Source organism: Alkalibaculum sporogenes, from assembly GCF_009362815.1.
GTDB classification, from domain to species: Bacteria; Bacillota; Clostridia; order Eubacteriales; family Alkalibacteraceae; genus Alkalibaculum_A; species Alkalibaculum_A sporogenes.
Map to the genome: position 1 here is coordinate 63,091 of NZ_WHNX01000013.1, position 19,312 is coordinate 82,402.

22 protein-coding genes are annotated in these 19,312 nt (G+C 29.8%); 17 read left to right on the forward strand and 5 right to left on the reverse strand.

What is annotated here, in order from left to right:
- Positions 1–56 precede the first annotated feature (56 nt).
- The 9 genes from rplS to GC105_RS09730 all read left to right on the forward strand — a co-directional run bounded on the left by rplS (position 57) and on the right by GC105_RS09730 (position 6,341).
- On the forward strand, positions 57–395 hold the full coding sequence (rplS, locus tag GC105_RS09695; RefSeq protein WP_152804182.1) for a 50S ribosomal protein L19: 339 nt from the start codon (positions 57–59) through the stop codon (positions 393–395).
- Positions 396–709: 314 nt separating this feature from the next.
- Positions 710–1,231: a signal peptidase I gene (lepB, locus tag GC105_RS09700; RefSeq protein WP_343030008.1), complete on the forward strand. Its 522-nt coding sequence runs from the start codon at positions 710–712 to the stop codon at positions 1,229–1,231.
- An 81-nt stretch (positions 1,232–1,312) separates the two neighbouring features.
- Complete coding sequence (gene ylqF / locus GC105_RS09705; protein ID WP_152804185.1) at positions 1,313–2,158, forward strand: ribosome biogenesis GTPase YlqF; 846 nt, start codon at positions 1,313–1,315, stop codon at positions 2,156–2,158.
- Between the two features lie 152 nt (positions 2,159–2,310).
- Positions 2,311–2,736 (forward strand): hypothetical protein, encoded by a 426-nt coding sequence (locus tag GC105_RS09710; RefSeq protein WP_152804187.1) that lies wholly within the window; start codon positions 2,311–2,313, stop codon positions 2,734–2,736.
- Entirely contained in the window at positions 2,702–3,505 is an 804-nt protein-coding gene (locus GC105_RS09715; protein ID WP_152804189.1) for a ribonuclease HII, read from the forward strand. Before GC105_RS09710 ends, GC105_RS09715 begins: the two co-directional genes overlap by 35 nt.
- A 246-nt stretch (positions 3,506–3,751) precedes the next feature.
- On the forward strand, positions 3,752–4,126 hold the full coding sequence (locus GC105_RS09720; RefSeq protein WP_152804192.1) for a YraN family protein: 375 nt from the start codon (positions 3,752–3,754) through the stop codon (positions 4,124–4,126).
- A 201-nt stretch (positions 4,127–4,327) separates the two neighbouring features.
- A complete protein-coding gene (larC, locus tag GC105_RS09725; protein WP_152804202.1) occupies positions 4,328–5,545 on the forward strand; it encodes a nickel pincer cofactor biosynthesis protein LarC in 1,218 nt (405 codons plus the stop codon).
- Positions 5,546–5,592: 47 nt separating this feature from the next.
- The gene (locus GC105_RS16880) at positions 5,593–5,736 is read left to right on the forward strand and encodes a CPC_1213 family protein (protein ID WP_425481529.1); all 144 of its coding nucleotides are present in this window, start codon (positions 5,593–5,595) and stop codon (positions 5,734–5,736) included.
- Complete coding sequence (locus GC105_RS09730) at positions 5,733–6,341, forward strand: HDIG domain-containing metalloprotein (RefSeq protein WP_152804204.1); 609 nt, start codon at positions 5,733–5,735, stop codon at positions 6,339–6,341. The genes GC105_RS16880 and GC105_RS09730 overlap by 4 nt, the downstream gene beginning before the upstream one ends.
- A 106-nt stretch (positions 6,342–6,447) precedes the next feature.
- Here GC105_RS09730 and GC105_RS09735 read toward each other — a convergent pair whose 3' ends face one another.
- Positions 6,448–6,648, reverse strand: a complete 201-nt coding sequence (locus tag GC105_RS09735; protein ID WP_152804207.1) for a heme NO-binding domain-containing protein — start codon at positions 6,646–6,648, stop codon at positions 6,448–6,450.
- A gap of 298 nt (positions 6,649–6,946) precedes the next feature.
- Here GC105_RS09735 and GC105_RS09740 point away from each other — a divergent pair, with 298 nt between their 5' ends.
- The 6 genes from GC105_RS09740 to GC105_RS09765 all read left to right on the forward strand — a co-directional run bounded on the left by GC105_RS09740 (position 6,947) and on the right by GC105_RS09765 (position 12,128).
- Complete coding sequence (locus GC105_RS09740) at positions 6,947–7,771, forward strand: undecaprenyl-diphosphate phosphatase (RefSeq protein ID WP_152804210.1); 825 nt, start codon at positions 6,947–6,949, stop codon at positions 7,769–7,771.
- Positions 7,772–7,902: 131 nt separating this feature from the next.
- Complete coding sequence (locus tag GC105_RS09745) at positions 7,903–8,514, forward strand: acetate uptake transporter (protein ID WP_246169811.1); 612 nt, start codon at positions 7,903–7,905, stop codon at positions 8,512–8,514.
- 249 nt (positions 8,515–8,763) lie between these two features.
- The gene (locus GC105_RS09750; RefSeq protein WP_152804213.1) at positions 8,764–9,918 is read left to right on the forward strand and encodes a baeRF3 domain-containing protein; all 1,155 of its coding nucleotides are present in this window, start codon (positions 8,764–8,766) and stop codon (positions 9,916–9,918) included.
- Between the two features lie 123 nt (positions 9,919–10,041).
- Positions 10,042–10,908 (forward strand): SDR family oxidoreductase, encoded by an 867-nt coding sequence (locus tag GC105_RS09755; RefSeq protein WP_152804215.1) that lies wholly within the window; start codon positions 10,042–10,044, stop codon positions 10,906–10,908.
- Between the two features lie 19 nt (positions 10,909–10,927).
- Positions 10,928–11,818 carry an NAD(P)/FAD-dependent oxidoreductase gene (locus GC105_RS09760; RefSeq protein WP_246169812.1) on the forward strand — a complete coding sequence of 297 codons (891 nt, stop codon included), beginning with the start codon at positions 10,928–10,930 and terminating at the stop codon, positions 11,816–11,818.
- A gap of 79 nt (positions 11,819–11,897) precedes the next feature.
- Positions 11,898–12,128: a glutaredoxin family protein gene (locus tag GC105_RS09765; protein WP_152804221.1), complete on the forward strand. Its 231-nt coding sequence runs from the start codon at positions 11,898–11,900 to the stop codon at positions 12,126–12,128.
- 87 nt (positions 12,129–12,215) lie between these two features.
- Here the strand turns inward: GC105_RS09765 and GC105_RS09770 are convergent, their stop codons facing one another.
- Entirely contained in the window at positions 12,216–12,743 is a 528-nt protein-coding gene (locus GC105_RS09770) for a nitroreductase family protein (RefSeq protein WP_152804223.1), read from the reverse strand.
- Positions 12,744–12,917: 174 nt separating this feature from the next.
- Here GC105_RS09770 and GC105_RS09775 point away from each other — a divergent pair, with 174 nt between their 5' ends.
- The gene (locus GC105_RS09775) at positions 12,918–13,568 is read left to right on the forward strand and encodes an HAD family hydrolase (protein ID WP_152804226.1); all 651 of its coding nucleotides are present in this window, start codon (positions 12,918–12,920) and stop codon (positions 13,566–13,568) included.
- A 130-nt stretch (positions 13,569–13,698) separates the two neighbouring features.
- Here the strand turns inward: GC105_RS09775 and GC105_RS09780 are convergent, their stop codons facing one another.
- Positions 13,699–14,262, reverse strand: a complete 564-nt coding sequence (locus GC105_RS09780; RefSeq protein ID WP_152804228.1) for a recombinase family protein — start codon at positions 14,260–14,262, stop codon at positions 13,699–13,701.
- Positions 14,263–14,646: 384 nt separating this feature from the next.
- Between GC105_RS09780 and GC105_RS09785 the strand changes: the two genes are divergently transcribed.
- Complete coding sequence (locus tag GC105_RS09785) at positions 14,647–16,245, forward strand: SulP family inorganic anion transporter (RefSeq protein WP_152804230.1); 1,599 nt, start codon at positions 14,647–14,649, stop codon at positions 16,243–16,245.
- A gap of 157 nt (positions 16,246–16,402) precedes the next feature.
- On the opposite strand, the gene GC105_RS09790 is transcribed toward GC105_RS09785, so the two are convergent.
- Both GC105_RS09790 and GC105_RS09795 read right to left on the reverse strand, forming a co-directional pair.
- Entirely contained in the window at positions 16,403–17,149 is a 747-nt protein-coding gene (locus tag GC105_RS09790; protein ID WP_152804232.1) for a peptidylprolyl isomerase, read from the reverse strand.
- An 809-nt stretch (positions 17,150–17,958) separates the two neighbouring features.
- The gene (locus GC105_RS09795) at positions 17,959–19,227 is read right to left on the reverse strand and encodes an MFS transporter (RefSeq protein WP_152804234.1); all 1,269 of its coding nucleotides are present in this window, start codon (positions 19,225–19,227) and stop codon (positions 17,959–17,961) included.
- Positions 19,228–19,312: the final 85 nt, after the last annotated feature.

Here is a 19,312-nt window from a genome sequence, read left to right on the forward strand (position 1 = left end):
GGCGGTCCGCTATCTCTAGTAAGATAAGAACGTCCAAAAATAGAGGAGGCTAACAAATGAACATATTAGATATAATTGGAAAAGAGCAGTTGAGAGAAATACCTAAATTTAACGTTGGTGACACTGTAAAAGTGCATGTTAAAGTAGTAGAAGGTAAAAGGGAAAGAATACAAATTTTTGAAGGTGTTGTGTTAAAAAGACAAAATGGTGGAATTCAAGAAACATTTACTGTAAGAAAAATATCTTATGGTGTTGGAGTAGAAAGAACTTTCCCATTACACTCTCCTAGAATTGATCAAATTGAAGTAATAAGAAAAGGTAAAGTAAGAAGAGCTAGATTATACTATCTAAGAGATAGAATTGGTAAAGCGGCAAAAGTTAAAGAAAAAATGTAGGGGCTGAGTTTCAGTCCCTTGATTTTTTTATATTAGGGAAGACAATTAGCCAAGCGTCTGCTTGTAAATGATGTTCGAAGAGGAATAATGGCTGTTTACAGACATTTGGAGACTGTCCGCACAACCACAAGAAACTAGCAAAGCGTTTTTTTTGTGGTTGTGTTATAATAAATATTGTCATAGAACAATGTTGAATTGTTGACTAAAATTAAGAGCTGAGAACTAAGAGCTTTAACAAGGTTGTTGCCCTTTGTTTAAAACGGCATTTGACCAAGATAATGCGTTGACCATGCTCTTTATATGAGGGTGAATAAGTGAGAGCAAAAAAAGAAAAGAGCGAAATAAGAGAATGGTTAGAATCAGCAGCTATTGCAGTTGTTCTAGCATTGTTAATAAAATTCTTTTTATTCGAATTTGTTATGGTAGATGGTAATTCAATGTACCCTACACTTAACCATAATGATCGTCTAATTGTAACAAAGATACAATATTATTTTGGTGAACCTGAATTTGATGATGTTGTAATATTAAACTATAACAACAACGTAGAATTTGTAAAAAGGATTATAGGTAGACCTGGTGATACAGTAGAAATACGGGATTCTATAGTATATTTGAATAATGAACCTCTAGAAGAAGACTATATTAATACAGAGCCATATCTTGACTTTGATCAAGTTGTAGTTCCAAGGGATACGTATTTTGTATTAGGTGATAATAGAAATAATAGCAGGGATAGTAGATATAGCGATGTAGGATTTGTAAGTGAAGATAAGATTATTGGTAAAGTACTATTTCGTATTTTTCCATTTAATAATATAGGAACAATTGAGTAAGCGAAAGCGAAAATTTAGAGTATTAAAGCAAGAAATATATTAAACATAATAGCGTAATGAATAGGAAGGGATGTGTATATATTGACTATTCAATGGTATCCTGGTCATATGGCTAAAACCAAGCGAAAAATACAAGAAGATTTAAAATTAATTGATGTGGTCATTGAGTTACTTGATGCTAGGATTCCCATAAGCAGTAAAAATCCTGAGATTGATAGTCTAATCAAGGGGAAACCTAAAGTTATATTACTTAATAAAAGTGATATGTCTGATCCCAGGTCAAATGAGTTATGGGGTCATTATTATGATGAAAACAAACAAGATTATATATATACAAATTCTATTACGGGAAAGGGCATTAAAGAACTTATTACAGCGATTGAAAAAAAAATGGCTCATGTAATAGAAAGAGATTTGAAAAAAGGTAGAATAAATAGACAAATAAAATGTATGATTCTCGGAATACCAAATGTTGGAAAATCTACATTAATAAATACTATGGCAGGTAGAGCCTCAGCAAAAACCGGCAATCTTCCTGGTGTTACTAGATCAAATCAGTGGATTAAGGTAAGTCAGAGAATATTATTACTCGATACTCCTGGTATTTTATGGCCAAAATTTGAGGATCCAATAGTTGGATTAAAATTAGCTTGGATTGGCTCTATTAAGGAAACTATATACGATCGTGAAGATGCAGCATTAAAATTGATTTCATTCCTAAGAGAGAGCTACGAACATTGCTTAATAGAGCGCTACAATATCGATATAAATCCATCAGATGAAGATATTGATATATATGAAAAAATAGCTCAGAAGCGTGGATTTATTCAAAAAGGTGGAAATATTGATTACTCAAGAACTGCTGAGATGCTACTAGATGAGTTGAAAAAGACAAAGATAGGCAAGATTAGCTTTGAGAATCCTTAGTTTTAATAAACAAACTTTAATATAACGATTAGGCAATATACTTGTCTAGTCTTTTTTAATTATAAGAAAATATTAGATGTATTAAAGGGATATTATTGTAAAACTTTAACCCATACAATATAATAGTATTAATAGAAAGGGATGATATTTAATTGATTAAAAAGATTCTTTTATTTTTACATATCTTTATAGGTATAGGGGCATTATTTGGTGGCTTTTTTGCATTTACAGATACTACTGGTATTCAATTCGGCATGCCAGCAACTGAGGTGTTAAAAGATTCACCATTCACTAGCTTCTTAATCCCTGGCATTTTTTTGTTTGTAATTATAGGATTAGGTAATATTCTTACATATATTATATGTAAGAAAAACTACAAACTTCAATACTACATAAGTGGTTGTATGGGTTTAATATTGACTATGTGGATTGTAATTCAATGTTATATTCTAAATTCTATTCATGTCCTTCACATTTCATTTTTTACTTTCGGATTTATACAAATCATACTAGCAATTATATTAGTTTTAAAAGGAGAATTTCATGGAAATAAGCCAACTCAGCATTTCACAGATTAAACAAGAAATTAATAAAATAGTGATAAGTGAATATCCCGAATTTATAAATCGTCTCGACTTAGATGATAGGGGAGGTGTACAACAACTAAAAGATTCACTAATCAGTAAATACAACAAGTATACAAAAGAAAAGCAGAGGATACAACAATTAAAATCATACGAAAGTTCATTGTATAATCGTGGTTATAAGTTAGTAGCAGGAATGGATGAAGTAGGACGTGGTCCTTTAGCTGGCCCCGTTGTGAGTTGCGCTATTGTATTGCCTGAGAGTTCTAATATATTGTACGTGAATGATTCAAAAAAACTATCATCGTCAAAAAGGGAAGAACTGTATTATGCGATTAAAGAAGACGCTTTATCTATAGGTATAGGTATTATTGAGAAAGATATTATCGATGATATTAATATCTTTCAAGGGACTAAACAAAGTATGGTAGATGCAGTAGATAATCTGCGTCTATTACCTGAGATTGTATTAATAGATGCTATGCATATAGAAGCACTTCAAATTCCACAAAAATCTATTCTAAAAGGGGATGAAAAATGCTATTCAATTGCGGCTGCAAGTATAATTGCAAAAGTAACCAGAGATCGTATTATGGACTCTTATCACGATGCTTATCCTGAGTATAACTTTAAATCAAATAAAGGATATGGAACCAATGAGCATATAGAAGCCATAAAGAAATACGGTATTTGTCCCATACATAGATTATCATTTTTAAATAATATTCTCGGTACATTTAAAGAAGTTGAGTTGAACTTGTAGAATGGATAATTCAATTGATTATCATATTAATATATTGAAGTTAAGTATAAATACTTATATGCTATGTTAAAACTAAATACTAAATACTAAATTACTAAATACTAAATAATATATTTGCATATTAGCATAATATTATTTTACTTTACATACTAACAACTCTCTCGTTTATAGATTTCTAAAACATAGGAAATATGAGTTCATTTACAAGTACCAAAGTCTTAGAATTAGTACATAAGTGGGGATAATATGAGTAAAAAAGACAACCTAAACAAAGGAAGAATCGGTGAAGGTATAGGTATTGAATATCTTAAAAGTAAAAAACTTAAGATATTAGACGTAAATTTTAGATGTAAAATAGGCGAAATAGATATAATTGCTAGGAATAGAGACACTGTTATTTTTATTGAAGTCAAAACTCGCCGAGATAATGAGTATGGATACCCTAGTGAATCAGTTACTTATCGTAAACAAAAGAAAATATCAAAGGTAGCGTTGTATTATCTACAAAAGAATAAACTATTTGAGTATAATGTAAGATTCGATGTTTTAGAAATTTGGGATTATCCTAAAGGAATGGAACTCAATCACATCCTTAATGCTTTTGAAATAATTATGAATTAACTTTTAATGTAAAAAAATAGACTACTATTATAAGTAGGCTGGTTTTTAGTATATATGATAATTTACTTCGTTACAGCAGTAATGGAACTATTGTTTTAACTGTATACTATTTTCTATTCTATGTTTCTTGTCTAGTGAAAGTGGTAAGATATAGTAAACCTTAATAAACATATAAATGTAATTGTATAGGAGCGATATAGAATGAAGCAAAATACTTTATATCTAGAGTGTTACTCTGGAATAAGTGGTGACATGGTCGTAGCAACTTTGTTAGATTTAGGGGCAGATGAACAAGTCTTATTGAATGGGTTAGCAAGTTGTAATATGAGCGGCTATTCATTAAATATTTATAAAACAAAAAAATGTGGAATTGTTGCTAAAAAATTCGACGTTTGCCTTACAAGTGATATAGAAAACCATAAACATAATGAAATGAAATTGCATCTGAATAGGAATATTAATGATATTTACGATATTATTTTAAAATCAAATATTACTGCTAATGCCAAGGAATTAGCAAAAAAAATATTCGATGTGGTAGCCATTGCTGAATCAAAAGTACATGGCAAGAGTATTGAAGAAGTACACTTTCATGAAGTAGGTGCTATTGATTCAATTGTTGATATAATAGCAACAGCTATTTGTTTAGATAATTTGAACATTGGTAGTGTTATTATTTCTTCACTTTATGAAGGTACAGGTCATGTTAAGTGTCAACACGGTATAATACCAGTTCCAGTACCTGCAGTTGTAGAAATAGTCAATAGACATGATTTGGAAATTAAGATTACTGAAACAATAGGTGAAATGGTAACCCCAACAGGAGCTGCTATTGCAGCATCAATTAAAACTACTAATAAACTTCCAGACAACTATAAAATTAGAAAAATTGGAATTGGTGCAGGTACAAAAGATTTTTTGAAAGCCAATATCTTAAGAGGATTTTTTATAGACGAAATAATAAAGAAAAATAATGAAGAAACCATTACTATATTAGAATGTAATGTTGACGATATAACAGGTGAGGAATTAGGTTTTGCACTAGAAATACTATTAGAACAAGGTGCATTAGATGCATACTTTACTCCTATTTACATGAAAAAGAACAGACCTTCTTATATGTTTTCAGTAATCTGTAATAATGATGATTGTGAATTGATGAAAAAATTGATCTTTAAGCATACATCAACTTTAGGTATTAGAGTGCACAATTATAGAAGATATATTATGAATAGAAGATTAGAAGATTTCAATTCATCATTAGGACAAGTCAGAATTAAAATAGGCACTTATAAGGATATTATAAAAAGGACTATTGAATACGAAGATGCAAAGAATATAGCTAAAACTAATAATATGTCTGTAGGTAACGTTTTAAAAACTATATATAGCGAATTAAATCACATAATAAAACTATAATTACTTATACTATGAAGTAAAAGGAGGCTTGATTTGCTTATATGAAAGTGGATAGAAAAAAGAAAAGTACAAAAAATCATAAAAAAGATGATGGGAAATTTCATTCTAGACATGTAAAACATGATCCCCAAGCAGAAAGTGCTAGAGCTGTATTTGGTATGAAAAGTGAAAATACAGAAGGCAAGAGATGATACTTAAAAATGATTTGTTCGATGAGATAGATCAACATTTACAGAAAGATATATATCCATCGAAATTTCTTAATGATCTTTCTAATCGTAATTTACTAATAGAGTATCCTTTTGATGTACTAGAAAAGTTAAAACAAACAAAGCAATCTCCCAAGTATCATCCAGAAGGTAGCGTATGGAATCATACAATGTTAGTTGTAGATGCAGCAGCAGGTCAAAGAGAACACAGTAAAAATCAAAGAATATTTATGTGGGCAGCACTGCTTCACGACATAGGAAAGCCAAGTACAACAGCAAAAAGAAAAGGCAAGATAACATCGTATGATCACGATATAGTTGGCGCAAAGATGACAAGAGAATTTCTAATGGAATTTGTCAATGACAATGACTTCATAAGTCAAGTTACTTCTTTAGTGAGATGGCATATGCAAATTCTATTTGTAGTTAATAATTTGCCATTTGCAGATATAGATGCTATGAAACAAGAAGTTGATTTATCCGAGATAGCTCTTCTTGGTTTTTGCGATAGATTAGGAAGATTAAATGTAGACTATGGAAAAGAACAAGATAATATAAACATCTTTATTGAAAAAATGAATAAATAGTATAAGTGTTTTTCCACTGTAGAAAAATTTAAAAGAGGGAGTATTACTAATTAAAAGGTCAATATTAGAAGACAATACTCCCTAAAAGTTTCGATGTTTTGTTTTCCTACATCTGGCCAAAATGTTCAACAAATTCATTTGTCATACTAGCAATAACTTTAAATATTTCATCATCAGGAATTTCCTCAAATGGGTTGATAATACTATCTTTATCCCAATTAATATAAAGTAATGCATTATCTACTATCTCACTACTAAAAAGGTTACTTAAACTTTTTAACCATGTTGATACAACAGTACCTTTCATTGTGCTCACAATCCTTTCTAGCAAAAATTAAGAATCAATAATAATATAACTGATTATTAAGTAGTTAAACTGCTCCGCAATTAAGGTACTACGAAAATATATTTTCGCTTGGCTCGTTGTTTCGCGAAAACTAATATTCAGTAGGGGATGAAGAAAACCCCTACTGAATAAACTTTCACTTTATGAATTATACGTAATTTTCTACATTTAGGTTTTGAGATTATGTTAAATATACTATATAATATTATACTAGGTATAAATAAGACTAAAAATAATTAGTATTATAAAGGAGACTTGTATGGAATACATAGAAATTGTAAAAGCAATCATATTGGGTATTGTAGAGGGTATAACAGAATGGATACCTATAAGTAGCACAGGTCATATGATTTTAGTAGATGAGTTTATTAGCCTGAACATGTCAGAGGAATTCAAAGAAATGTTTTTTGTGGTAATACAACTAGGAGCCATTATGGCTGTAGTATTGTTGTACTTTCAAAAACTTAATCCATTTTCTACAAAAAAATCTATTAGTGAAAAAAGAGCAACATTTGAATTATGGTTTAAAGTATTCGTAGCGGTGATACCTGCTGGTATTATAGGAGTACTATTTGATGACAAGATAAATGAAGTTTTCTATAATTTTCAAACTGTTGGTATAACACTTGTAATATATGGTGTCTTGTTTATAATTGTAGAAAATAGAAATAAAAATAAAAAACCAAGGATTAACCATTTTCCACAACTTACATACAAGACAGCCATTATTATTGGAGTATTCCAAGTTTTAGCATTAATACCCGGAACATCTCGTTCAGGAGCTACAATTATAGGAGCTATGTTGATAGGAACATCTAGAAACTTAGCAGCAGAGTTTACATTTTTCTTAGCTATTCCTGTAATGTTTGGAGCAAGCCTATTAAAAATGCTTAAATTCGGTTTTGTATTTACTGGGACTGAGATTATTATCTTAGTAACAGGCACTATAGTGGCATTATTAGTATCGGTACTATCAATTAAATTTCTTATAGGATATATTAAAAAACATAATTTTAAAGTATTTGGTTACTATCGAATAGTACTTGGAATTATAGTAATTTTATACTTTGCCTTAGTTAAATAAATGTACATTTGTTTATAAACATAAAAATACAAAGTTATTTTGTCTAAAAATGTTGATATATAGCAAAAAATGATTTATTATACCTTATATAGTGATCGTTAATTTAAAAACATATATAAGGAGAATTGTACTTGAAAGAAGAAATAAAACATATCAAAATAGTATGTGCTGATCCATCAGCTTTAGGTTTATTTGGACTAGCAATGGTTACCTTAGTAGCCTCATCACAAAAACTAGGTATTACTGAGGGATTGTCACTTATTGTCCCATGGGCAATATTTTTAGGAGCTTTTGCACAGATATATGCAAGTATTATTGATGCAAAGCACAACAATACTTTCGGAATGACGGCATTTGGAGCATTTGGTTTCTTTTGGTTAGGTGTTGCTTCAAGTTGGCTTATAAAATTAGGTGTATTCGGTTCTGAGCTAGCAACAAATGCTGATTCTAAGCAATTAGGTTTTGCATTTATCGGGTATCTTATATTTACAATTTTTATGACAATAGGGGCGATGGAAACAAATAAGGTATTATTCATTATTTTCTTATTAATCGATCTTTTATTCATTGGACTTACACTGAGTACCTTTGAGATAATGCCAGAATTCTCTCATAAACTAGCAGCTTATTCTGAGATGATGATAGCTTTATTTTCTTTTTACGGCAGTGGAGCTTCTGTACTTAACAATCATTTTGATAAGATATTTCTACCAGTGGGGAAACCTTTTGGTATTTTCAAGTGATTATCAAAAAAACACACTATTATAGATTTCTATAATAGTGTGTTTTTTTAATGTACAGATTCTATATATTGATAGACACAAAGTTAATTCATCTATAATATAACTGTTATATGAATACTGAATATAGTATATGGATATAACAGTAGTACAATCTAAGAATTAGAAAAGAATTAATCCGGGATGATTTATTTATAGGGATAAGGGTATTAATGTTATAAGTATTTTGACAAGATTAAGGAGGCGTTTATAATGTACGAAATAGTTAATGATTTTCCAAATGAAATAATTTACGAAAACGAGGTGCCTTGTATATCCATATATATACCTACTCATAGATATGCACCAGACAATAAACAGGATACAATATTATATAAGAATTCATTAAAAGAAATAGAAGAATCGTTAAAACAAAAGTATCAAAAAATTGATATAAAGACTATAATGGCACCTTTATATAAATTACAAGAAGATAATATTTTTTGGAATAATACCTATGATGGGTTAGCAATACTCGCAAATTCTAAGAAATGTGTAATATACAGACTACAAAGATCTGTACAAACATTAGTAGTGGTAGCAAATAGTTTTCACATCAAGCCACTTATCAGAGCTTTTCAATCAGCAGATCATTATCAGCTATTAGGATTAGATCGTAGTAAGTTTACACTTTATGAAGGAAATAGATACGGTTTTTCTGAAATTAAACTAGGCCCGGATGTCCCGAGAACAATTGAAGAAGTACTAGGTGAAGAATACTCTCAACCTTATCTAAACCACGGATCTTATGGAGGAAATGCAGCAACAGGAGGATCAGCTATGTTTCATGGTCATGGTAGTAAAAAAGAAGAAATAGAGATAGATATAGATAAATTTTTTAGATATGTCGATAAGTTTGTACTAGAAAATTACTCTAAAGTGTATAATTTGCCTTTAATTTTAGTATCTCTTGGTGATTACCATTCCATATTTAAAAAGATAAGCCGTAATCCATATCTAGTTGAAAAGGGAGTAAAAGAATCTTATGATTCTATAGAAACAGATCAATTAAAAGAGAAAGTATGGAAAGAAATAGAACCCTATTATATACAAAAAACTAATAATTTAATTGAGGAATTTAATAGACAAAAATCTGCAACACAAGGGTCAGATATTTTAGTAGAAGTTGTTAAAGCTGCCTTTGAAAATAGAGTAAAGACTATTTTGGTAGAAGATGAAAAAATTATTTCAGGAAAAATTAATAGATTGACAGGAGATTTAGTCTTTGGTGACCTTAATAATCCTGAAAATGGCGATGTAATAGACGATCTTGCAAAGTTAGTACTAAAACTTGGTGGAGAAGTAGTAGTGCTTCCAAAGGCAAGAATGCCAAGTCAAAGCGGGATTGCAGCCATATACAGATCTTGAAATTAAAGTAAAGTGAATATCTATATTAATAAGTCAAACCCATTAGTAATATAGTGATAATTATAGTATCTATATTGTAATATAATATAATATAGATACTATAAGACTATAGAGGAGAAACATATGAAAAAGTTATTTATTACTGGTGGAACTGGATTTTTGGGTTCAAGAATAATAAAAAAATACTCAGAAAAATACGAGATAATATCTGCAACTTCAAAAGTTTTAGATATTACTAACGATGACAGTGTATACAAACTCATAAAAGAAATTAGACCTCATTATATTATACATGCATCAGCAGTTGCAGAAACAAAATTCTGTGATGAAAATACTGAATTTGCATACAATTTAAATGTAAGAGGTACAGTAAATATTGCTAAAGCTTGCGAAGCTGTACGTAGCAAATTGTTTTTTATAAGTACAGAACAGGTATTCAACGGAAATACTAATGATGGACCATATTTAGAAAATGATATTGCTATACCAAATACTCAATATGGTAAAACTAAATTACAAGCAGAAATTGAAATAAATAAGATCCTTGATAAGGTATGGATATTGAGGTTAACTTGGTTATTTTCACTCCCAGAAAGAAATCTTAAGATTAATTCAAATATTCTTTGGGAAACACTTACAACTGCATATAAACAATCATCACAGATAGCATCTAAACGCGAATTTCGTGGCATGACCTATGTGTATGATTTAGTAGATCAATTTGATAAAATATTTGATATAGATAGTGGGATTTATCATGTGGGAAGTTCAAATAATTTTAGTAGATATGATATTGCAAAATATATTATGATGACTATCGGTTTATCTAATGATAAAATTGATGAATTGTTAATACCAAAAGCTGGCTATCTAGAAAATAAAAGGGATATAAGATTAAATACAGACAAGATAAAATCAAAAGGGATATATTTTGATGATACAAAAGATACTTTAATAAAGTGCATGAAAGAATTTAATATGTTAATATAAAACTCTTTCATAGAAAGGAATGATCATGATATTTGATGTAATAATTATAGGAAAAGGACCTGCAGGTTTATCTGCCTCATTATACACGACGAGAGGGAACCTAAGTACCCTAATAATTGGTAGTGATAGTGAATTATTAAAAGCACATGTAATTGAGAATTATTGCTTTATTCCTAGAGCCACAGGTAAAGAAATGATAGAAAAAGGTATTCAACAGGCAAGGGATTTTGGCGCTAAGGTTGTAGAAGAAGAAGTTATTGGCATCAAGCAATTAGATAATACATTTATAGTTTCAACAAATCAAAATTCATATGTAGCGAGATCAATCATTCTAGCAACAGGTAAGTCGAAAATACAAGTTCCTATAAAGAACTTAGACATATTTGAGGGCAAAGGTATTCATTACTGTGTAGCGTGTGATGGTTACTTCTATAACGGTAGTAGCGTTGGCATTCTTGGATATACTGATTATGCGATACATGAGCTAAAAGAATTTGAAGGTATAACAACAAATATTACGCTATATACAAATGGAAATGAACTTGTAGTAAATGAAGAAAGTAAAAAATACTTAAGTGATAATAAAATTAAAATAAACACAAGTCCAATCCTATCAGTTGATGGCGGAGATTTTCTAGAATTTGTCGAGTTTAAGAGTGGAGAACAAGAAAAAATTGAAGGATTATTTGTAGCATATGGAACAGCATCATCTACTGATTTTGCAAGAAATTTAGGCGTTCTCGTAGAAAGCAACAATATTATAGTAAACAAAGAACAAGAAACAGATATAAGTGGAGTTTTTGCAGCAGGTAATTGTACAGGAGGATTTGCACAAGTATCAACTGCTGTAGGGGAAGGAGCTAATGCAGGTCAAAGTATAAAAAAATATTTAAGAACTATCAAACAATAGACTCAGAAATATATATGTTTGATACTATTAATATTAGTGTAATATATAAATATAATATATAAGAAAAGGAGGTAATATCATGAGTGTTAAAGTTTATAGTACCCCATCTTGTTCCTGGTGTGTCAAAGCTAAAGATTATTTAAAATCAAATAATATTTCTTTTGAAGAGTATGATGTTTCAAAAGATAGAAATGCAGCTACAGAAATGGTAAGCAAATCAGGTCAAAGAGGTGTACCAGTACTTGATATCAATGATAACATAATTGTAGGATTCGACAAAAAAAATATAGATAAATTATTAGGATTGTAATCTAAAGTAAATAGCAAATTAAGTATAAAGTAGGTCGAATATAATTTGCCCTACTTTATACTTAGAGAATAAAACGCTTCTTATTATCTATTGTTTTGTATACTCGTTATAATGTACTTTACTAAATTCCATATCGTTTTTTGTATATTCTTCTTTGTCTTCATCTGAATAACCTAATGAAACCATGCACTCTACGTTATAATGCTTAGGTATATTTAATATTTCTTTAATATAGTTTTCTGAAGATTCATTATCAGATCTCATTCTATCTCTTACTTGAATCCAACAACTTCCGAGTCCTATACTATATGCTGATAACTGAATTGTAAAAGCCGCAATACTTGAGTCTTCTATCCACATGTCTGATTTGTTTTGATCTGAAACAATAACCATAACTAAAGGTGCATCTTTAACAAAAGTGGAACCGTGTTGTCTTGATTGCGAAAGATCTATAAGGACAGATCCCTCAGTAATAATAATAAATTCCCAAGGTCTTATATTTCTTGATGAAGGGGAGATTAATGCATTTTGAACGATACTATCTATTTTTTCTTGTTCGATAGGTATTTTTTTATACTTGCGAATACTTCTTCTTTTTTTGAATTCATTTATCAAATCAATTCATCCTTTCTGATACTATTTATAACTTATTAAAAATAAACTACTTTATATTATTATAACTAACATTAACAGTTAAAACTAATATATAATTAATTATATATATATTTTAAAATTATGGTATACTAAACGTGTTTATCAAATAATAGTTTATGACAGAAGGGGAATTATATGAGTGAAATAAAAGGCGTTGTATTTGATATGGATGGAGTAATTATCGATAGTGAACCTACACATTTCGAGTGCAATATTAGAACTTTAATGGATTTTAATGTTATTTCAACATACAGTGACTTTGAAAAATATGTAGGTGTAGCTGATCATGTAATGTGGGCAAGTATAATATCTGAAAATAATTTAGATACTACAGTAGAAAAGATTATTGAGAAACAAGATCAACATAGGGAAATCCTTTTTAAAAAGGAAAGTATTAAAGCGGTAGATGGTACCATAAACTTAATAAAATTATTAAGTGAAAAGAAATACAAAATAGGCTTAGCATCCTCTTCTCCTAGGAACTTCATAAACATGATACTTAAAGAACTAGAGATATCTAAATACTTTGATGCAGTGGTAAGCGGAAATGAGGTAGTGAGAAGCAAGCCAGAACCTGATATATATATTAAGGCAGCTTCACAAATAGGAGTAGAACCAAGATTATGTGTTGCAATAGAAGATGCTAAAAATGGTGTTCATGCTGCAAAGTCTGCAGGGATGTTTACTATTGGATTCAAAAATGTCAATTCTGGAAATCAAGATTTATCATCTGCTCATAAGATTATATATCACATGAATGAAGTTATGGAAATACTATTTCCATAAAATTATTAATTTAATAAAGCAAAATTATAATTATTAGATTTTAAAACTAGAAATACTAAGAATATTTCTAGTTTTATTTTATGACATGATAGATGGATAAGCTTACTAAGGTTTAACTTTACTATTTAACTCAATATCCGTCAAAGACGCTTTCATTTTCTAAGTAACGGTATAAAGTAGATTTACTTATACCAGTCTCTACTTTAATTTGAGAAAGAGTAAATTTTTTACTTTGATACATATCAATAGCTCGTCGTATGTTTTTGTCATCTTTTCTTGGTCTGCCAGTTGTTATGCCCTTGTTTTTAGCATCTGTCAAGCCTTTTTTCGTTTTTTCACTAATTACATCACTTTGAAACTCTACAAGGTAATTAAGAATATCGCAAAAATCATAAGTAAGATGAATACTAGTATCTATATTTTCTTTAAGTGAAATTAGGTAAGCACCTTTTATTTTAATTTGTTGCAATAAATCTACTAAATGCCTAGATGAGTCTGCTATTATAAAGAGTTTAATTACTATAATCTTATCATTTGCACTGATATTACTTATCATATTAGTAAGCTGAATTCTTTTTTTACATGAAGAATGATCTTCAATAATAAACTTCTCACAATTTAATTGGGATAGCTTATATTTTTGTTTTTCACAGTTTAAATCATCTTGGTGTGGTCGCATATATCCTATTAACATATAATCTCCTAACATATAACGTTTACAACATTATACCACAAATTAAAGGCAATAAAAAGTATCAAAAAGGTTCCATTTTGGGTCAAAAGATGTTAAACTATATCTCAGCCATATAACAAAGGAAATTAATATAGTTAGATAATGTTTTCTGATTTATTCACAATAATCCCTATGTTTAGCATTAGGGACTTTTTTATTGTGGAATAAAAATTTACATAATAATTTACTATTATGTAAAAAAAGATAAGTGGGGGATTAAGTGCCTGTTAAAGCCTGATTCGTTCTACTAATATTCAGTAGGGGATGAAGAAAACCCCTACTGAATAAAGTTTTAGTTTATTTAGCGTAGTGAAATTAGAATATATCAAATAAGGAGATGGTTTTTTGATTCAAATATTTAAAAAGAAGGAGAAAAGTATTATTAACCTTCTAAGTAATAATAAAGATACGATTAAAAATGATACTTTAGCAGGATTAACAGTAGCGCTCGCATTAATTCCTGAATCAGTAGCTTTTGCTTTTGTAGCAGGTGTTAGCCCTATATTGAGTTTGCAAACAGCTGTTATGATGGGGCTTATAGCTGCAATTTTTACTGGAAGACCTGGAATGATAAGTTCATCAACCGCAGCAATTTCTGTCGTATTTGCGACGTTAATAGCACAACACGGCTTAGATTATCTTTTTGCTACTGTAGTTTTAATGGGCATTATTCAAATATTAATAGGAGTATTTAAATTAGGGAGATTTGCAAGTATAATACCCTATTCTGTTATGTTAGGATTTTTAAATGGATTATCAATAGTTATGTTTTTAGCCCAGTTTGCTCAATTTAAAGTTGATCAAACTGTAATAGCAAATGGTGTAGAATCTGTTCAAAAAGTTTGGATGCCTTATACGGACTTAGTAATAATGCTAGGGTTTGTGTTATTTACAATGGCCATTATTCATATATTTCCTAAGATTTCAAAAGCAGTACCATCTAGCCTAGTAGCTATTATTTTAATGACAATTATAGCTGTTTTATTAGATAAAAGTGGTTACCATTTAAGAAATGTACAAGACTTCGCTGGTATGGAACTAAAAGGAGCTTTACCAAAATTTTACTTACCCCAAGTTAAAATAGGTATAAATATGTTGAAGATTATATTTCCATATGCATTAGTTGGTGCACTAGTAGGATTGACAGAGGCAGTGCTAACACTTAGAGTAATTGATGAGATGACAAATACCCGAGGAAGAACTAATAAAGAGTGTTTAGCTCAAGGTATTGCTAACACGATAAACGGATTATTCGGAGGAATGGGCGGAGATGCTATGATAGGTCAGTCGATTATTAATATAAAGTCTGGAGGTAGAACAAGATTATCAGCATTAGTTGCATCAGTAGCGTTAATGTTTTTCCTTATGTTTGCCTCTAGTCTGATAAATGCTATTCCTTTAGCTGGTTTAGTAGGAGTAATGTTTATGGTTGTAGTTGGAACTTTTAAATGGGAGAGTCTAAAGTATCGAAATAAAATTCCCATTCAAGATATTTTAGTTATAATTGTAGTTACTATAATTACTGTATTTGTCGATTTAGCCACAGCAGTTATTGTCGGAGTTGTACTATCAACATTGATGTTTGCTTGGGAAAAAGGAAAACGAATTTATGTAAATGTAGAGAATAATGAAGATGGATCTAAAACATATAAAATTAATGGATCAATATTTTTTGGATCAATATTAAATTTCAAGGAATTATTTGATATTGAAAATGATCCAAAAGAAGTAGTAATTGATTTTAAGTACGCGAAAGTCGTAGATCATTCTGCTATTGAAGCAATTAACAGTATAACAGAAAGATATTGCAGTTTAGGCAAGAGATTAAAGCTAATACGCCTTAGTGATGATTGTTTGTTACTTTTTAAAAATGCAGAAACTCTAACATGCGTAAATATAGATGAATCTAACTGTGAAGTTACATCTAAATATTCTTATGTATAATAATTTTAACCACAAGAAACACGCTTTGCGAGTTTCTTGCGGTTACGCGGTAGTCGCCAAATGTCTGCAAGCAGCCACTTGGCTCATTACTTTACGATAATAAAAAAGACAATCCATGAGAAGTTTTCCATGATTGTCTTTTTTAGAGCATTGTACTTTATGCGCTAATTTCTACTTTATATATTTTCTTTAATTCTGCTATCTTATCAAAGTAAATTAATTGTTGCTTTTGTCCAATAATTTGTTGTTTGATTTGTTCTTTAACCTCTAGTAGAGTTTTAGTACCTTCTTCCTTTGAATCAGTAACTTTAATAATATGGTAACCAAATTGCGTTTTAATAGGTTCACTGATTTTATTTAACTCCATAGAGAATGCAGCCTCTTCAAATTCAGGTACCATTTGGCCACGACTAAAGAATCCTAAATCTCCACCTTGAGCTTTTGAAGGACAAGTTGAGTATTTCTCAGCTGTTTTTTCAAAGCTTAAGCCTTCTTGCAATTCTTTAAGTACTTCCTGAGCTTCTTCTTTTTCTTTAACAAGAATATGACTGGCTTTTACACTTTTAGGACTTACAAATTGACTTTTATTTTCTTCATAAAAAGCAGTTATCTCATCAATAGAAACTGGAATACTAGTTAATAATTGATTTAGAGCAAATTGTTTTAATAGAGAATCTTTCATTCTTTCAACTTCTCTAAGAAAAACATCTTCATTATCTAATCCTTTTTCCTTTGCATCAAAGAATATTAATTCCTGGTTAATAAGCTCCTCTAAAACTTGTTTTTGACCTTCTTCTGATTGAAATTGTGCTGATGTTTTAGGATCAAGACTTTGCAAAAAACGGCTTAAGTCCTCTAATGTAATTTCGTGATTATTTACTGTAGCTAATACTTTATTTTCCATTTAATTACTCCTTTTTATGATATTCTATTGTGACATAATATCAGAAAAAATTACACTTGTCCAATCCAAAAGTCATAGAACTTCTAGATTCATGCTCTAAACCCCTAGTATCTTACCCCTCACTTCTCAAGGGAGCAAGCATCTTTTATATATTAACATCAACTATCTTAAGAAATAATTATTTAACAGAATGTTATATGATTAATATTAGTACTCTATGGGAAAGAGTTATGGTTATGAATTATAGAATCAAGCAAAAATAATTAGCTTAGGTGGTAATTCTATAATCAAAGATCATCAAAAGAATATGATCAATTTATAGTAAAAGTCTTTTCAACAGGAAATAAGTAGAATGATTATCAATGATGCTGACCATGTCTTTATGCTTGTTTTAGTTCTCGTAATTGATCAGGTATTGCATGATAGAAACTATAATATAGGTTAACTACAAGTAGGACAGAGATGTATCAATTAAATTTGATTAAAATTATCTAGAATATTAAGACATTAAAACAGCTAGATAAGTTTTCATTTCTTTATATTATATGTAAACTAGCTATGAATTTAATAATTGGCTATATCTATTATTTAATAATCATTTCTCAGGTAATAGCCAATTTCTGATATAATTCTATATAATCTGATGATTTTCAATTAAAAAACTCCTAAGTTTATATTAAATATAAGTTAAAATAAGAATTTTTGTTGGAAAGAAGAAACCAGATTGGTAATACTAACTATCGCTAAAGAGTTAGTATTAGTTTATCTTAGAGTTTAAAATATAGACTAATGAGTGTATTTGTATCGTACTATGGTTTTTTAGGTTTAGGAGATAATAGTCCTACAAAAATACCTATACCTGACAACAGCATCATAATAAGTATGGCTACTTGATAACTAGCGAAGATGTCAAATGTAAGACCAAAAGGAATAGGCCCTATAGCGGATGATACCACTGTTGCAGTCATAATAAATCCTCTTATACTTCCTAGGTTTATAAGTCCATAATAATTAGGCCACACTACTCCATTACTGACATGCTGAAGCCCGATTGCCGTTCCTTGAACTATAGCAAAAAATATAAAAGTATGTATAGACTTAGATAATAGCAATATGGATAATGCCATTAGCTGTAAAAGTGAAATAAATGCAATAACATAGTTCATTTTGAAACGATCAAGAAAATGTCCTGCTAATAAAGTAATTGGGAAACTTATAATGGCAAGTAAGCTCAACATAAAGGATGCTGAAGAGGCAGATATGCCTTTAGATCCTAAAATTGAAAAAAAATGAAAAATAACACCAGTTGTAATCATAGGAACAAGTATCTGACAATAGAGCATACCCCAAAAGGGTTTTGTATGCATGGCCTCTATCAAAGTCCAAGATTCTGTTTGTTCTTCTATATGAAGTGTACTTACATCTTCTATAACATCGATTATTTTATTATCAGTCAACAAACCCAAGTCTTTTGGTTTGTTGTAAAGGAAAAAAGCTGTTATTGGTATAAAGAAAAACCATAACAGTATTGCCCATAGTCTCCATACAAAATTCCAACTGCTTATACTAATAAGCCATGTATTAAAGGGTGGGATTACAGCTGAACCAATAACTCCACCCATTGACATAATACTAAAGGCAAATGCTCTCTTTTTATTGAACCATTGTGGCAATACAATTGAAGGTAATAGCGTCATAGATCCTTGTCCTGTCAATCTATTGATAAAAAAACCAATAAAAAGCATCCATAAGCTTGATAGGTAACTATTCCAAATGCAAGAAGCACCTAATAAAGTAGCAACAATAAGTATAATGTTTTTTTGTCCGTATCGGTCAGATAAGCGACCTACAGTAAATAAAAGCAAACCAGCTAACAGTGTTGCAATAGAATAAAGACTGGACACAGTAGAGCGATCCCACCCAAAATCCACTACATAATAGTCTATAAATATTGATATAAAATATGTTTGTCCAGGCCCAGAAAAGAAATGTCCCAATGAAGAAATTGCTAATATAATCCAACCGTAATAAAAACGGTTTTTTTTCTCATACATTACACTAAGTTTTCTTTTTAACATAAAATAACCTCCTATAATATGACATTATAATATTCCATTATAATTCAACATTATTATAGGATACCATAAAAATAGCAGATGGTAA

Coding starts and splice junctions, on each gene's coding strand:
- rplS (WP_152804182.1), top strand. CDS start 57: ATGAACATATTAGATATAATTGGAAAAGAGCAGTTGAGAGAAATACCT.
- GC105_RS09715 (WP_152804189.1), top strand. CDS start 2,702: ATGGAAATAAGCCAACTCAGCATTTCACAGATTAAACAAGAAATTAAT.
- GC105_RS09720 (WP_152804192.1), top strand. CDS start 3,752: ATGAGTAAAAAAGACAACCTAAACAAAGGAAGAATCGGTGAAGGTATA.
- larC (WP_152804202.1), top strand. CDS start 4,328: ATGAAGCAAAATACTTTATATCTAGAGTGTTACTCTGGAATAAGTGGT.
- GC105_RS09730 (WP_152804204.1), top strand. CDS start 5,733: ATGATACTTAAAAATGATTTGTTCGATGAGATAGATCAACATTTACAG.
- GC105_RS09735 (WP_152804207.1), bottom strand. CDS start 6,648: ATGAAAGGTACTGTTGTATCAACATGGTTAAAAAGTTTAAGTAACCTT.
- GC105_RS09740 (WP_152804210.1), top strand. CDS start 6,947: ATGGAATACATAGAAATTGTAAAAGCAATCATATTGGGTATTGTAGAG.
- GC105_RS09750 (WP_152804213.1), top strand. CDS start 8,764: ATGTACGAAATAGTTAATGATTTTCCAAATGAAATAATTTACGAAAAC.
- GC105_RS09755 (WP_152804215.1), top strand. CDS start 10,042: ATGAAAAAGTTATTTATTACTGGTGGAACTGGATTTTTGGGTTCAAGA.
- GC105_RS09760 (WP_246169812.1), top strand. CDS start 10,928: ATGATCATGATATTTGATGTAATAATTATAGGAAAAGGACCTGCAGGT.
- GC105_RS09765 (WP_152804221.1), top strand. CDS start 11,898: ATGAGTGTTAAAGTTTATAGTACCCCATCTTGTTCCTGGTGTGTCAAA.
- GC105_RS09775 (WP_152804226.1), top strand. CDS start 12,918: ATGAGTGAAATAAAAGGCGTTGTATTTGATATGGATGGAGTAATTATC.
- GC105_RS09780 (WP_152804228.1), bottom strand. CDS start 14,262: ATGTTAATAGGATATATGCGACCACACCAAGATGATTTAAACTGTGAA.
- GC105_RS09790 (WP_152804232.1), bottom strand. CDS start 17,149: ATGGAAAATAAAGTATTAGCTACAGTAAATAATCACGAAATTACATTA.
- GC105_RS09795 (WP_152804234.1), bottom strand. CDS start 19,227: ATGTTAAAAAGAAAACTTAGTGTAATGTATGAGAAAAAAAACCGTTTT.